This window comes from Bacillus andreraoultii (assembly GCF_001244735.1).
Lineage (GTDB): Bacteria > Bacillota > Bacilli > Bacillales > Caldibacillaceae > Caldifermentibacillus > Caldifermentibacillus andreraoultii.
Window position 1 is genome coordinate 2,815,026 of the sequence record NZ_LN868937.1, and the last position, 14,028, is coordinate 2,829,053.

General features: G+C 35.5%; 16 protein-coding genes. 8 read left to right on the forward strand and 8 right to left on the reverse strand.

Going from position 1 to position 14,028, the window contains the following annotated elements:
- Positions 1-153: 153 nt before the first annotated feature.
- Positions 154-1,032, reverse strand: a complete 879-nt coding sequence (locus BN2144_RS18660) for an ADP-ribosylglycohydrolase family protein (RefSeq protein ID WP_033829716.1) — start codon at positions 1,030-1,032, stop codon at positions 154-156.
- Positions 1,033-1,657: 625 nt separating this feature from the next.
- The gene (locus BN2144_RS18665) at positions 1,658-2,269 is read right to left on the reverse strand and encodes a sterol desaturase family protein (RefSeq protein WP_033829717.1); all 612 of its coding nucleotides are present in this window, start codon (positions 2,267-2,269) and stop codon (positions 1,658-1,660) included.
- Positions 2,270-2,502: 233 nt separating this feature from the next.
- Between BN2144_RS18665 and BN2144_RS18670 the strand changes: the two genes are divergently transcribed.
- The gene (locus BN2144_RS18670; protein ID WP_033826673.1) at positions 2,503-3,942 is read left to right on the forward strand and encodes a DDE-type integrase/transposase/recombinase; all 1,440 of its coding nucleotides are present in this window, start codon (positions 2,503-2,505) and stop codon (positions 3,940-3,942) included.
- Positions 3,943-4,332: 390 nt separating this feature from the next.
- Here the strand turns inward: BN2144_RS18670 and BN2144_RS18675 are convergent, their stop codons facing one another.
- The 4 genes from BN2144_RS18675 to BN2144_RS20670 all read right to left on the reverse strand — a co-directional run bounded on the left by BN2144_RS18675 (position 4,333) and on the right by BN2144_RS20670 (position 5,951).
- Complete coding sequence (locus tag BN2144_RS18675; protein ID WP_033829718.1) at positions 4,333-5,160, reverse strand: GNAT family N-acetyltransferase; 828 nt, start codon at positions 5,158-5,160, stop codon at positions 4,333-4,335.
- Between the two features lie 56 nt (positions 5,161-5,216).
- Positions 5,217-5,342 (reverse strand): hypothetical protein, encoded by a 126-nt coding sequence (locus BN2144_RS20665; RefSeq protein ID WP_268258040.1) that lies wholly within the window; start codon positions 5,340-5,342, stop codon positions 5,217-5,219.
- Positions 5,343-5,406: 64 nt separating this feature from the next.
- Entirely contained in the window at positions 5,407-5,595 is a 189-nt protein-coding gene (locus BN2144_RS19775) for a hypothetical protein (protein WP_139017915.1), read from the reverse strand.
- 230 nt (positions 5,596-5,825) lie between these two features.
- Positions 5,826-5,951: a hypothetical protein gene (locus BN2144_RS20670; RefSeq protein ID WP_268258041.1), complete on the reverse strand. Its 126-nt coding sequence runs from the start codon at positions 5,949-5,951 to the stop codon at positions 5,826-5,828.
- Positions 5,952-7,031: 1,080 nt separating this feature from the next.
- On the opposite strand from BN2144_RS20670, the gene BN2144_RS18680 reads away from it, so the two are divergent.
- From BN2144_RS18680 to BN2144_RS18690, 3 genes are all read left to right on the forward strand, one after another.
- Complete coding sequence (locus BN2144_RS18680; RefSeq protein WP_033829719.1) at positions 7,032-8,081, forward strand: 2,3-butanediol dehydrogenase; 1,050 nt, start codon at positions 7,032-7,034, stop codon at positions 8,079-8,081.
- A gap of 272 nt (positions 8,082-8,353) precedes the next feature.
- On the forward strand, positions 8,354-9,145 hold the full coding sequence (locus tag BN2144_RS18685) for a hypothetical protein (RefSeq protein WP_033829720.1): 792 nt from the start codon (positions 8,354-8,356) through the stop codon (positions 9,143-9,145).
- Positions 9,146-9,147: 2 nt separating this feature from the next.
- Positions 9,148-9,606 (forward strand): hypothetical protein, encoded by a 459-nt coding sequence (locus BN2144_RS18690; RefSeq protein ID WP_033829721.1) that lies wholly within the window; start codon positions 9,148-9,150, stop codon positions 9,604-9,606.
- A 332-nt stretch (positions 9,607-9,938) separates the two neighbouring features.
- Here the strand turns inward: BN2144_RS18690 and BN2144_RS18695 are convergent, their stop codons facing one another.
- Both BN2144_RS18695 and BN2144_RS18700 read right to left on the reverse strand, forming a co-directional pair.
- Positions 9,939-11,348 carry an ISLre2 family transposase gene (locus BN2144_RS18695; RefSeq protein WP_033826706.1) on the reverse strand — a complete coding sequence of 470 codons (1,410 nt, stop codon included), beginning with the start codon at positions 11,346-11,348 and terminating at the stop codon, positions 9,939-9,941.
- Between the two features lie 240 nt (positions 11,349-11,588).
- Entirely contained in the window at positions 11,589-11,957 is a 369-nt protein-coding gene (locus BN2144_RS18700) for a UPF0236 family transposase-like protein (RefSeq protein ID WP_139017916.1), read from the reverse strand.
- Positions 11,958-12,575: 618 nt separating this feature from the next.
- Here BN2144_RS18700 and BN2144_RS18705 point away from each other — a divergent pair.
- The 4 genes from BN2144_RS18705 (at position 12,576) to BN2144_RS18715 (ending at position 14,027) form a co-directional block, all read left to right on the forward strand.
- The gene (locus BN2144_RS18705; protein ID WP_033829723.1) at positions 12,576-12,806 is read left to right on the forward strand and encodes a hypothetical protein; all 231 of its coding nucleotides are present in this window, start codon (positions 12,576-12,578) and stop codon (positions 12,804-12,806) included.
- Positions 12,807-12,876: 70 nt separating this feature from the next.
- Positions 12,877-13,197: a hypothetical protein gene (locus BN2144_RS18710; protein WP_033829724.1), complete on the forward strand. Its 321-nt coding sequence runs from the start codon at positions 12,877-12,879 to the stop codon at positions 13,195-13,197.
- Positions 13,198-13,509: 312 nt separating this feature from the next.
- Positions 13,510-13,686 (forward strand): DUF771 domain-containing protein, encoded by a 177-nt coding sequence (locus tag BN2144_RS21055; protein WP_407638054.1) that lies wholly within the window; start codon positions 13,510-13,512, stop codon positions 13,684-13,686.
- A gap of 146 nt (positions 13,687-13,832) precedes the next feature.
- Positions 13,833-14,027 carry a hypothetical protein gene (locus BN2144_RS18715; RefSeq protein ID WP_033829725.1) on the forward strand — a complete coding sequence of 65 codons (195 nt, stop codon included), beginning with the start codon at positions 13,833-13,835 and terminating at the stop codon, positions 14,025-14,027.
- Position 14,028: the final 1 nt, after the last annotated feature.

Sequence of the window (14,028 nt, forward strand, 5' to 3'; positions counted from 1 at the left end):
AATTTCCATCATTGCTAGTTTTACCCATCCATCTATATTTCTTTCATAACTTTATGGGAAAATTTAATGGGACGCTTCAAAATTATTCAGTTAATAGCGATGACTTTTCAATTGAAAAAGCTATGTAGTTTAACTTCGACACAAATTTTGAATTTAACTACTATTGCCTTCTCTTATGTCATATAACTTTCTCGCTAAAACAATCAACTCATCTTTACATACTAGAACGGAACAATATTTTTCAGGAATCTTACTGAATCCTACTTCGATTCCCTTTAATCCGCCTGCAATCGCGGCAATTGTATCACTATCGCCACCTTTATTTGCTGCTCCAATAACGACGTTTTCAAAAGAATCTTCATTTAAAAGCCAATACAAAACCCATTGAAAGGTGTGTACGACATAGCCATCAGGAGAACACATAGGTTCTTGGTTATAGTTTAAATCATATCGGGTATTTCGAATTTCTGATAATATAGTTTTGTGCAAGTCTTCTCCATTTAATACTCGCAAGGCAATCGCATTATATATAACACAAGCTTCTCGTGCGACTTGATCATAATGTGTCATATTCGATTGTTTCTCGGTTACATCTTTTACTTTATTGAAGTCCGTATAAGCCAACGCAACTGGTAAACATCGCATTAAGCTCCCGTTACCCGCACTCATTCCATTTAATTCATCATGTGCTAATTTCGCAGCATCATACCAATCATCACGAAAAAAATGAAAAGTAGTTGCGATAATATTCCCAATATCTTTTGGATCCGTATTTTTCCACTGAATAAATTGCTCGCCAATCTCATGAATAGGATCATCGGGACTTGCGATAATTCCCTTGGCAACAGCAATCGTCATCGCCGTATCATCAGTTGTATCCCCCGGCTGCAAATCCCAGTAACCACCACCGATAATTTCTGTAACGGTACCATACTGACGCTTCACTTCTGCTTCCTTTAGAAATTCAGTCGTCCCACCTAATGCATCCCCAATCGCAACACCAAACAATCCACCTTTAATCCGGTCAAGCATCGAATCACCTCTAGATTATGTAATATCGTCCAACCCTCTATTATTATAATAGAACAATTTATAAAGACATTAGAAGTGTTGAAACCTTTCTATTTAGTAAAAAACTTGGAAAAATGGTGTCTAGAGCGGGGGGAGATGCCCGAATCGTGGAAAAAAGGTTGAATTGGGCTTCTAGAAGAACGGTTGTAGACGACCAAATCGCGGGGTAAATGGATAAAACGGTCATCTAGAAGAGTTATAGACGACCAATTACATAAAAAATATCGATAAACGCGCTTCTACTGTGGTATGACCGCACGAAAGTACCACAGTTTTTGGTGAAACGTGGCTTTTAAAACTTCTCTATGAACCTGAATTTAACCGAATCACACGAAAACGGGTTTATAGAATCTTTCTATGAACCCAAAAATCATAAATTTTGCACGAAAACCGGCTCAGTGAACCTTTCTATGAACCCAAAATCATAAGTTTTGCACGAAAACCGGCTCAGTGAACCTTTCTATGAACCCGATTTTCCCGAAGTCTTCTAAAAAACTGCTTATAAGAAAAACCGAGCAAACTACGCCCGACTTTTCTTATGCTATTTCGTGAACTTTGATGTTACTCTCTTAAGGCAGACAATGTATTACATACGTTTTTCTAAATTTCTAGCCGTTTCACTTGTTTCAACTTCCTCATGGTTTTTATACGTTCCAAGAGTTTTATCCACAGTCATATGAGTGACACCGAACCAATAATTTTCATTTTTATAGTGATGCCAAAGATGTGCCTTCTTTATTGTATCCCCTATTTTAGTCAATGGCTTAATTGGTCGATGGGCGACATAATGAGTCCATTCGTAATAAAGAAAGTAAGTTATTAATCCTACAATAAAAGCCATCGTTAGTGGAAAATTATTTGTTATTAAATAAAAGATACCACCGAGAATGGAAAAATTTGGTATACTAAACCAAATTGGTAAAAAAAGCAACTTTAAATTACGAGGATCTACATGATGATCAAAGTGTAGTCTCTTAATTATTTTTAAAAGAAATGGACTTTTTGGTGTTTTCATATGAAAAAGGAAACGATGAACAAGGTACTCACTTAATGCATACGTAATCATCCCGATAATCAACGAAATCCACATACTTAGTTGAGACATGAAAGGAACGACATAACCTATTAAACATAAATAAATGACAAACATAACCGTTACATCAGGAAAAAGAAAAAATTCCTTTAAATAATGTTTCATGATGATCCCGCCTCTCACTTTATTCATTTATAATGATGTTCCAATATTCTGACTTATCGTTCCATAAATATAACTCCTACCCTTTGAATCGTATTGTCAAAAGTTTTTATATTAAATAGGTTAACAACCATTGATTTATAAGGCATTGAACAAAAAAAGACTTGCCACCCCCTAAAATCTATGGTTAATTGAGGTTACCACACACACAACTAACAAGATTGGAGTGAACAAGTCTGTATCCTCAATTATTAACCTATTTATTTGAATTTATCAAGTACCAAGATGAGACTATCAAAATTTTACAGACTCTTTTAATTGGAAAGAGTATGTTTGATAAACCCGAAGAAAAACCGATAAGCAAGCCTTATCGAAAACTACAGGTGGATGAGCTTCCGATTGTTGAAACACTTGAAAAGCTTGATTATCAAGAACTACTTAATGATTTTCTAGAAAAACACGGGAAACCATTAAAACCGGTTCGTAGACATAAAAACGCCAAAGTTTGTGTGCCTTCTCATTTGAATTGTCCAAAGTGTGGTGCTCCTTCTGATTTTCTTTATGCAAATAATGGAGATAAAGGACAATATCAATGTAAAGTGTGTGCGTGTTTGTTTAGCGAAAAGAATCGTTATTTGAAAGAGGCCATTTTACGATGTCCTCACTGTTCAAAAACACTTGAAAAGATAAAAGAACGAAAAGATTTTGATGTTTTCAAGTGTAAAAATAATCAATGTTCTTACTACCAAAAGAAGTTAAAAGGTCTTTCGAAAGAAGAGAAGAAACCGTTCAAAAAAGACCCACAAGCGTTCAAAATGCGCTATATATTTCGCCTGTTTAAGTTCGACTATAAGCCACTGTCGAAAGAGTCTCCAGAGTTACCGAAAGTAGATTTATCGAAATTGTACGTGTCTCCGCATACACTGGGACTTATTTTGACTTATCACGTAAACTACGGCTTATCAGCGCGCAAAACCGCGGCCATTATGAATGATATTCACGGAGTTTCTATTTCTCACCAAAGTATTTTAAACTACGAAAACAGTGTCGCGCTCATAATGAAACCGTTTATCGACCATTATCCGTATGAGCTTTCCAATCAATTTTGCGGTGATGAAACGTATATCCGTGTGAGTGGACGTTGGAATTACTTGTTCTTCTTCTTTGATACCGTAAAAAAGATTATTTTGTCGTATCCTGTTTCACCAAACCGAGATACACAGGCAGCTGTATTAGCCATTGATGAAGTATTGCTTAAGCTAAAAGAGATTCCAGAAGATCTTACTTTTGTGGTCGATGGGAATCCTATTTACCTTTTGGCTCAACACTTCTTTGCCCAGCACGATATCCACTTTGATGTGAAGCAAGTCATTGGATTAACCAATGAGGATCCTGTTTCAACGGAATATCGACCGCTTAAACAAATTATTGAGAGACTCAATCGTACTTTTAAGGGTAATTATAAGGCTACACATGGGTTTGGTTCAGAAAAGGGATCGGTATCCTATGTGACTTTATTCGTGGCATATTTTAACTTTCTCAGGCCACATGCTTCACTGGAGAATAAAGTGCCAGTTATGATCCCAGAACTCTCCAAATTGCCACACATGCCGGCACGTTGGACAAAAATGATTGAACTCGCTCAACAATGGCTTCTAGAAATACAAGCTGCCTAAATTTAGCTTTAGCTGAGCCCTTGAATGGTTTAACATTCAAACCAGCCATTTGGCGAAGCGAACCCTTGACAAACCGAACTAGCCGATGGTTTAAAATTTTCGGAAAACAAGGGCGTATTTGTCATGCCTTAATTTAGTTCCCTTCACCCTTGTTACACCTAACTTAAACCATCGGCGTGTTTGTCAAGGGCAAATGGCGACGGTTCTCCACCTTATTTCGGAATAAATCTTGTTTGCTTATCCGTTTTTCATAGAACTTTTGACATTACCCTTTGAATATGAAAGTTTATCAACGCATCATCATAGTATTTTTTAAAAAACAGGGCCTGCCTCCTAGTATGGTCATGATTTATCACACTGGAGAATAGGTCCAATGATGTTTTTGTTTTTTCATTTCCATTTGTATAAATAGTAATCTTGCGCCTGTACCGTTTCATACCCGCACGATTGGTACAGCTTCAATGCATTCGAATTGTCTGCATCAACCTCTAAAAACACTTGATATCCCTTTTCAAATTTTCTTTTTGTAAGCTGATTTAATGCCTTCCTTCCAAATCCTCGCCCTTGCCATTCAGGAAATACAGAAAAACCATAAATCCAAGCCGCCTTATCAATATGAGACACCCGAATTTTTCCAACGGTCGTCTCCTGCCAATCAATCATATAAAAAATCTGTGCGGGATCCTCTTTAATTCGCTCGTTATATTCAATCGCCTCTTCATTTGTAAAGCCAAAACATTGCACATCAAGCGCCACTTCCTTCTGAAAATCATCTTCTGTTTGCGATAAACGTACCGTCACACCTTCATCATCTGCTAGCTCCATCGGCTGCCACTGCATTTGGTATTCGGTTGAATCATATTCGCATGATACATTTTTTAAAAATGCCTTTGCTGAAGCTGAATCTGACGGCGCATTCAACAACACTTTTCGATAGGAACCCTTTATTTGCTTTAATGCCTCTTCCATTCCACTCGTAAAAATACCTCTTCTACGATATGCTGGATGAACCATTCCACATAGTTCCGCCTTATTTCCAAAAGGATAAACCGCTAAAAAGCCAATGAGTTTTTGATTCTCATAGAAAAGAAAACTATTTTCTATCTCCCAGCTTGAACTTTTTAGCATATCCCAGTTCAGCTTTAATTGAATGGATTCCGCTCGTTCACAGACGTTTTGCAGCTCTTTTATATCCTTTAATTGTTTTTCCGTTAGCATGCTTTCTCCCCCATCCTCATTTTGATCGGCTACATAACTAGCGCATAACCTATGAATTATATTGCGTCAATATTGATTATTCGTCGTAATTTTTCCGTTTCAACAATCTGTATCCCAAACGGTACGCAACATATCGATGGTTTTACGAATAATTTGTTCCAATCCGCCTCTTCAATCTTCATCGTTTTTTTGACGCGAATGCTGCCTATCCCATAATTGTAGCCTAATAGTATAGTTGCTACATGTTCAATCTTGTCTATTGTACCTGCATAAAGGCTGACGTATTTTTGTTCGCATTAACGCAAAGCCAAAGTAATCATCTTTACCATAATTCAACATCGAATAGCGAATCTCCTCTTTCATTTCGGGTGCATAAGCAAAAATCTTTTTCCGAATCACGAGCAGCTTCTCTTTTCGCCAATTGCCCTCAAGCATTTCCAGATATTCTTCAGCATTCTCTACATCATATTACATATTGAAATCTCCTATTGGGTTGTTAATAGATTAATCTTTCCTATCCAAAGATATTTTCTATCTACTGGGGACAAACATCGCCTATCATGAAAATAACGTGAGACTTCTTTTGGATACTAGTCTTATTATCACATTTTTTCCTTATGTAAATTGCTATATTTTCGTACAGAGTGGATTGTGTATTAACCATATCACTCATTTTCATTTACTTGATTTTTATGTGTAAAAGGACTGATAAGCTTATAACTTGCTTGATCAACGCCGTTAAATAATGATAACTTTACCGTCATTAGTATTGCCAATATCGTCTTTGCCAATTGCTCTTCACTTTCGTTATAGTAAGTTTGATTTGAAATGGTTAAAAGAACTTTATTTTCCTGATATTTTAAAAAACATCCACTTCATTCTGAACCTTTTATAAGTAGAAGTCTTAGTAAAATCTTATGTAGTATTCTTAGTATTTGTCCCCTTTATTTTATAGGGTGACGGGTAATTTTTTTATTGATAGCTCCCCTTCAATTTTATACGGTAGTCAGTATCTATTTAATGGGAACTTCCCGCACTTTTGTAAAAATTGATATTAAGAAGGAAGGAAAAGTATTGTCCCTTCTTGCTCATGCCACAATTATTCTGCTTGAGCTTTAAAGTATCATAAAGTTTAAATAGAAAAGCGAGATTCATTTTAAAAATAAGACAGGTTCTATTTTGAAATGAATAGGTTAATTTGGAACATCCCAAAAAAATGATTAATAACTGTATTCTTTTTCCCATCTATTACGTACGGTTTTCTATTCACACAATACAAATGACTGAAAAACAGGACCTAATCCTCGATACACTGTTAATAATAATCGAGCTTTTTTACTTTCACCTAACACCTACCCGTTTTTGCTCAAAGATATTAAGCTTCTCACGGATTGTATGCATAACGTATATTTCTCTATTCGGCTCCTTGATGAATTTCTCGACAAACTTTTATCGCCTTTAAGGGATTGGAAAATTTCCCCAATGGAGCAATTTCTTCTAAAATACGCTCGTTTTGTTCATTTGTATATTCTTAAATCGCTCCCACTAGTTCGGAAACAACTTGACGAATATTTTCCCACTCCATCTGGTTCACCTTGTGTGTTCAAAATTTTTCCTGTTTTTGCCAATTAGATAATATTAATTCAAAATACTATTTACGTTTCTTTGACAATTCTACATACTCATCATTTTCAATTCTTCATAATCATCGCATTGATTCCTATTCATTGAATCATCGTATCAAGCCATTACCACTTCATTCTTTGACAATTTCAAGAACAATGAATCAAAATAATTGAAATTTCCCAATAAAGGTCTATCATAGATATTGTTCCTTTTACCTTTTTACATAAAGAATGGAGATGTATTAAATGAAGGCACTTAGATGGCATAATGTGAAGGATTTAAGACTAGACAATTTGGATGAGCCTAAGGCAAAACAGGGTGAGGTAAAAATTAAGGTTGAATGGTGTGGAATTTGCGGCAGTGATTTACATGAATATACTGCAGGACCTATTTTCATTCCAGCTGAAACACCGCATCCATTAACTGGCGATAAAGCTCCAATTGTAATGGGACATGAATTTTCTGGTCAAGTTGTTGAAATTGGGGAAGGTGTAACAAAGGTGCAAGTTGGTGACCGTGTTACAGTTGAACCAATTTATTCATGTGGTAAATGTGAAGCTTGTAAACAAGGAAAATATAATCTTTGTTCTCAAATGGGATTCTATGGTCTCGCTGGCGGTGGGGGAGGATTTTCAGAATTCACTTCTGTTCCAGAACATATGATTCATAAACTTCCAGAAACAGTTTCTTATGAACAAGGTGCACTTGTTGAACCATCCGCTGTCGCTCTTCATGCTGTACGACAAAGTAAAGTACAAGTTGGCGACAAGGTCGCAGTTTTCGGAACTGGTCCTATCGGATTATTAGTTATTGAAGCATTAAAAGCAGCTGGCGCCTCAGAAATCTATGCCGTGGAATTATCTGAACAACGTAGACAAAAAGCGGAAGAATTAGGAGCAATTGCCATTGATCCAAATAATGGTGACGTTGTCGAACAAATTCACCATCTCACAAATGGTGGAGTAGATGTTGCGTATGAAGTAACAGGAGTGCCAGTCGTTTTAACACAAGCAATTCTGTCAACGAAGTTTAACGGTGAAACAATGATCGTGAGTATCTTTGAAAGAGAAGCTTCCATCCACCCACAAAATATCGTGATGAAAGAACGGACGGTATCAGGAGTTATCGGCTACCGCGACGTATTCCCAGCTGTTATCAGCTTAATGGCTAAAGGTTACTTCCCTGCAGACAAATTAGTAACAAAGAGAATCACCCTCGATGATGTCATAGAAGAAGGCTTCGAAGGATTATTAAAAGAAAGAAACCATATCAAAATTTTAGTAAAAGCTGAGTAGTATATTTAAGATGAATAAGGTCAGTCCCCCTACTTTTAACACAATGGAGGACTGGCCTTTTCTATTTTTAAAAATTCCCCCGAGAGAAATATGTACCAGTTTCACGTTACTCTATCAATCTTCAACAAATTCAGGTAGTCCCTGTCATCGGCTTTTGGGATATTTTTGTATAAAATGCACAATATAATTAAAAAGAGAATAGCTAGTTTCACGCTTTTCTAACAACCTTCGACAAAATTCAGGTAGTGCCTGTCACCCAAAGGAAGGAAAAAATGATCAACTACACAAATAACAATACCGCCAGAAGATATAAAGCCCATGTTAGTATTTTAGGAACCACTCAACTACATTTGAGAAACCCATATATTATTGCTTGGTGGTCTGCCGCCTTCCCTGGATTTGGACACATGCTTTTATCTAAGTATCTTAGAGGATATGCCTTATTTATTTGGGAAGTTTTCGTTAATATAAATGCACATGTTAATTCCGCCATGATTTACTCCTTTCAAGGAAATATAGGTATGGCAAAAGAAGTGTTAGATACACGATGGCTTCTTATGTATATCCCTGTTTATCTTTTTAGCATTTGGGATAGTTATCGCACAACGGTAGATATGAATAGGGTATACATTTTGGCTGAGCGAGAGAATCATCGGTTTAATTCGTATTCATTAGGATCATTGGAGATTAACTATCTGGATAAACGAAACCCTGTTCTTTCTGTTATGTGGTCATTATTTATCCCTGGTTTAGGGCAGCTCTATATTCATAGGATTCTAACCGCCGTATTTGTCATTATATGGTTAGTTGTATTTTATTATTATTCACATGTTCAAGAAGCCGTTGTACTTTTGTTTTTAGGAAAAGTAAAAGAAGCAACATCTGTGTTAAATCCTGAGTGGCTATTATTTATTCCTTCGCATTATGGATTTGCCACTTATGACGCTTATATTAATACAGTTGAAAATAATAAACTTTTTGAAAAAGACTTACGGAATTACTTGAAGGATAATTACCAATCTCCTGAATTTAAAATACGAAATGGACAAAAAATGAAGGGATGAATATGCAAATTTTTTCGACCTTTGAGGCTACCTACTATTTAGAAATGGCGATATCTACATTAGAAAAAAAGGGAATCAAAAAAGAAAGGATCTATGCTGTGCCATTAGATAATCGCACAGAAGATCGAAAGCTATTTGATTCTCTTCATCGTTCGGATGGAACAACCTTAATTGATATAGGTGCAGCACTTGCTACAGCCTTTTCTGTTATTGGTGCGAGTATTGGTTTTAAATTATCATGGGGTCCGATTTATTGGGGGTTAATAGGTGCATTTATCGGGTTTGTTCTCGGATTGGCCATTCGCCTTTTTATTGAATTGATTGTAAAGAAGAAAAGCCGGCGGTTAAATGGAAAACATTCAGAGATTATTCTCATTATTGATTGTGAGGAATCACAAGCCGAGTTTATAGAAGATGTTCTGTGGAGTCACTTTGCGTTAGGAGTTGCAAAAGTAAAATGATGGAATCAATATTGGGTAAACAAGTATATGCTTTATCTGATGATTGTGAAATATTGTTTCAAAAGTGAATCCTTAAGGAAAGTAAGGAGTTATAGAAAATATGTGAAGAGGATTCTTCTTATTATTTATCGTACTGTTTTCATGGTTCGTTGTAAAATGAAATGCATAAAGAGTATGTGTCAAGAGTTTCTCGGTCTTGTTTTTACACCAATACTTCAGGCACTCTATTTTTGTACAGCTATTTCAGCTACCGCGCTAACGCTTGCTGGCCTAGAATAATTTGTTCGGTTCTAAAAAACAAGAACCAAACAAATTATTCTAGGGTACTTCTATTACCGAAAACATTTTAATAATTTCCCTGTCGCTGTTGAGTGGGCGACGTACAAGCTTATACTACCGTTTTTTACACCGATAGAAGGTTGTGTAGGCTGGCGTAATACTTGAGACATACGAATGGTTCTTTTCACTTCACGATGCTTTCTTTCACTTCGTCCTTGTGCCTTTAAATATACGTCTCGCAAAGTTCCGTTGATTATCCCTTGTTTTACTTTTACCATGGCCTCCGCACCTTCTTTACTCCAATGCATACCTCTTTTCTTCATCCTGAAAGAAATACGGCGTTGATTCGACTCCATTCCACCTAACCCACGCGCATCTTTTGGATGACTTTTCACTTTATCTCGCCAATCAAAAATCCGATCCCAATTATTCAAAATATAACCTCGAAAATCATTTACTTTTTTTATCTCTTTTTCGTCGGTTAGCATACTTTCAAATGTATCCAAATATAATGAAAAGGCCTTTTTATCATGGTCTGATAAAGCTTGTTGAATAGACCCCTTGAATTTATTCTTTTTCCAGCCTAAAGCTCGGTTTAAGGCTTCACCTATGTGATACGAGTCTAATTGATTTAATACTTGGTGTTTCGACTGTGAAAAAGCCTCTTGGAACTTCTCAGCTGTATATCCTCTGCCCCCGTCACTATTCGTAATTACATGTGTATTTTCTATCGAATATTCATTGGCAGAAAAGGCCTGAAATTCCTTCCAAAACGTGTTTGTTGGCTGGGTTGTCATAATTACCTTTTGGTTTCTCAAAGAGACGCGCTTGCCATTTTTATTCCATCCCTCATAAATAATCCCGTGGCAAACTTCCATCTGTTTTTTTCTTTCTGTCCCCCGAACAAATACACCATCAGCTTCTGCATATAAAAAATCAACTTTCTTTCCTTCTGGCAACGATGCCGATTCTTCAAGTTCATCCACCATTTCTTGGTCAGCCTTTGCTTGGGCCTCTCCAACCTTTTTCACAATATTACCGACTGTTGTATGGCTAACATTTACAGCCGACCATTCTTTTAAAATACGTGCAGATTCACGGTATGTATTTTCACTTGCTAATTCAGCTACCTTTACTTCCACCAGAGGGCTATACCTTTGATGTTTTATGAACCCTAGCCACTCATCTAAGGGATAGTGTGGATTTCCATTAACATCATGCATAAGCGTCCTCTTAAAGCGAACAGATCCGAAAATAAATTGGATTGTCTTCTCATCGTTTCTTTCAACTGTCCAATTTTCCGTTTGCTTATTTTCTTTGATTACTTGATTAATATTAGTAAAAACATCCCCAACTAATGATGCGAATGTTTCATACATCAAGATTTGAAGTTGTTCCTCGAATTCAATTAAATTATTTGTTTCCTTTATTAATCCATAAATTCTTGATATAATTTTATCCATGAGAAGGCCTCTTTCTAAATGTATTAAGCCTGGTAGCTTACATTTATATTAGAGTGCCTTCTCTTTTTTTGCCAGTTAATATTTTCCAAAACGTGGTATTTTAACCCCCGAGTAATATTTTACACATATGCATAAAGAAACATGTAGATACGGTATACTTAAAAGCGACGAAACCAATAAGTAAGGAGTATCTACATGACAGAAACTAATTATACCACAACCAAAAGAACCTTTAAACACTTAACCGATATTCGTATGTGTCAAGATTTTCTCGGTATGTCTTTTATACAGTGCATACCTCTTCCAGCATTCGGGCACTTCACGATAATCACTTTTGTTGGCCAGTTCTGCCACCTTCACTCCGACGAATGAGTTGTACCTTTGATCTTTCTTGATGCAAAGCAACTCATCAAAGGGATAATGGGGTTTCCCGTTTTGATTATGCATGAGGGTACGGCTGAAACGGACAGCCCCAAACGTAAACGGAATGGTTTTCCAATCGGTCCTTTCAACCATCCAACCTTCCTTTTGCTTCTTTACTTTTATTGCTTCATCTAATTGGTCCAGTACTTTTCCCACTAATAAAGCAAACGTCTCGTAGATATATATTTGAAGCTATTCTTCAGGAAGCAATGAAATCGTCGGTATTCTTTAAAAGCTCATATATTTTTGTTATCATGTTACTCATGAGAAGGCTCCTTTTCTAAAATGTAATTGCTGGCAAGCATACATTTATGATAGGATGTCTTCTTTCTTTTTTTCAAGAAATTTTCTTGAATTCCTCTCGGGAAAAATTTTACACATATGAACGATTTACTATAGTAAATGGTAAGTAGTTAGACAAAAAAACTTATATAATGCGGGTTCTCAGGGGTTTACATTATATATCCATTTTGTGTAATTATACCCAAACGGTAAAATTGGCTCTATAAATACCATTTTAAAAAGTTTAACTCTCGAACCATATTATATTGATTTTTCAATTTAAGCTTGTATAAAATTAAATAATAATCTATTAAAATACCTTGGAACCAAATTTTCCTGTTAGTTTCCCCATCATTCCATTGGATTACATCAAAAATAAAACGAACACCTATCATAAATCCTGTTATTTTCCCAAAAGGGACATTAGTATGGATTATGTATAAGAAACAAACTAAAGTTTATTGAATTTTAATAGTGCAAATATAAAGCCAGAGTATTCTATTTTTAGGAGGGGTTTAACAAATGAATATCCAATTTACTGTCGTTTCAACTTACGAAGAATGTACGCATATTTTAATTGAAGAAAACAATGTTCAAAAACTAAATGCCTTTGGAGTGAAATACGGAAAAGTTTACAACTTACTTTATGATCAAAAGGAAGAAGAATACTATATTGTGAACGATGAGGGCAAAGGATGTATTGCTTTTGATACTATAATCCAAGTTAAATTACTACGACAAAACATTAAATGATTTGACGAATTCCCCAATTAATAATATTCTTTTGTAATGAATGCAACATCATGTATTGGAGGTAATAGTAATGGACAACAACATTGATGAATTAATGTACTCCTTGAACCTTAATAGGGCTTATGATAAATTCACAGAGCAATTTAAAGAATCTTCCAATCAGATTTTACAAAATATACAGAATCAATTAAAAGATAGTTACTTAACAGGATATAGAGAGGGACATCAAAACGGGAACGAAGATGGAACAATGGATGCTAAGTTGAGAGTATTGGTTAAATTGGCGATACATACAGATTTAGATGATCATATCATTTTAAAGATGGAGAAAGAAGGTGAAGAGAATCATATTGATGCTCTAAAACAGGTAAGGAAAAAACAATGTGAATAGAAGCGGTTGTGATAAATTTCCAATTAATATCATAGTAAAAGAATCGGAAAACCTACCGATTCTTTTTTTTATCCATAGATACCATAAGATACTCTGTCAATATCTGATACGCTCACCAATTCAAGGGAGTTAAAACACTTCACATTAGTTCTCATTTCCTAAATTTACACACTTGTATGTGGTTTTATCAATATAGCTAACGTTGAAATTATCTAATGAAAAACTGTTTTCGTGCTTGAACCAAATAACTTTGGTTTATAAAAGCAGCCCAATTATGATTAATATATAAGCTGATAAATTTATAGAAAGGATGTGATACGAATACTATTTTGTTTGCATAACCCGTCCTCAATCTCCAAGCATCTCGACTTAGATCATGGTGGATTGGTCTTCTATCCTAAATCAAGCGGTCAGTCGTGGTCATTCCATGCTCAAAAATGGTGGAATTTCCGGAAAAAACTCCAAAAAAATATTTTCAGAAGGAAATAATGTAGATAAAATGAACTACTATGCAATATTCAAGTAACTTTAAAGATAGAGGTGTCAACACATCTACTATCACATATAGAAAATTAATCTTAGAATAAAGCGAATATAGTTATGACATATATAAGACAACGTGGAAAAGGTTTTGAATGCACAGTTTACAAAAAATTAATGGCCAAACACAACGAGTTTTAAAAGTTGGAGTTCTTACAAAAAAACAAGCACTTATCGCAGCCGTTGAGCTTGAAGTACTAATAGCAAAAGGAACTAAAACCTCGTTCAAAGAACCCCGCAGCTCTTTAAAAGAGCAAATGTCACCCTACAAATACAAACCATTCAATTAAT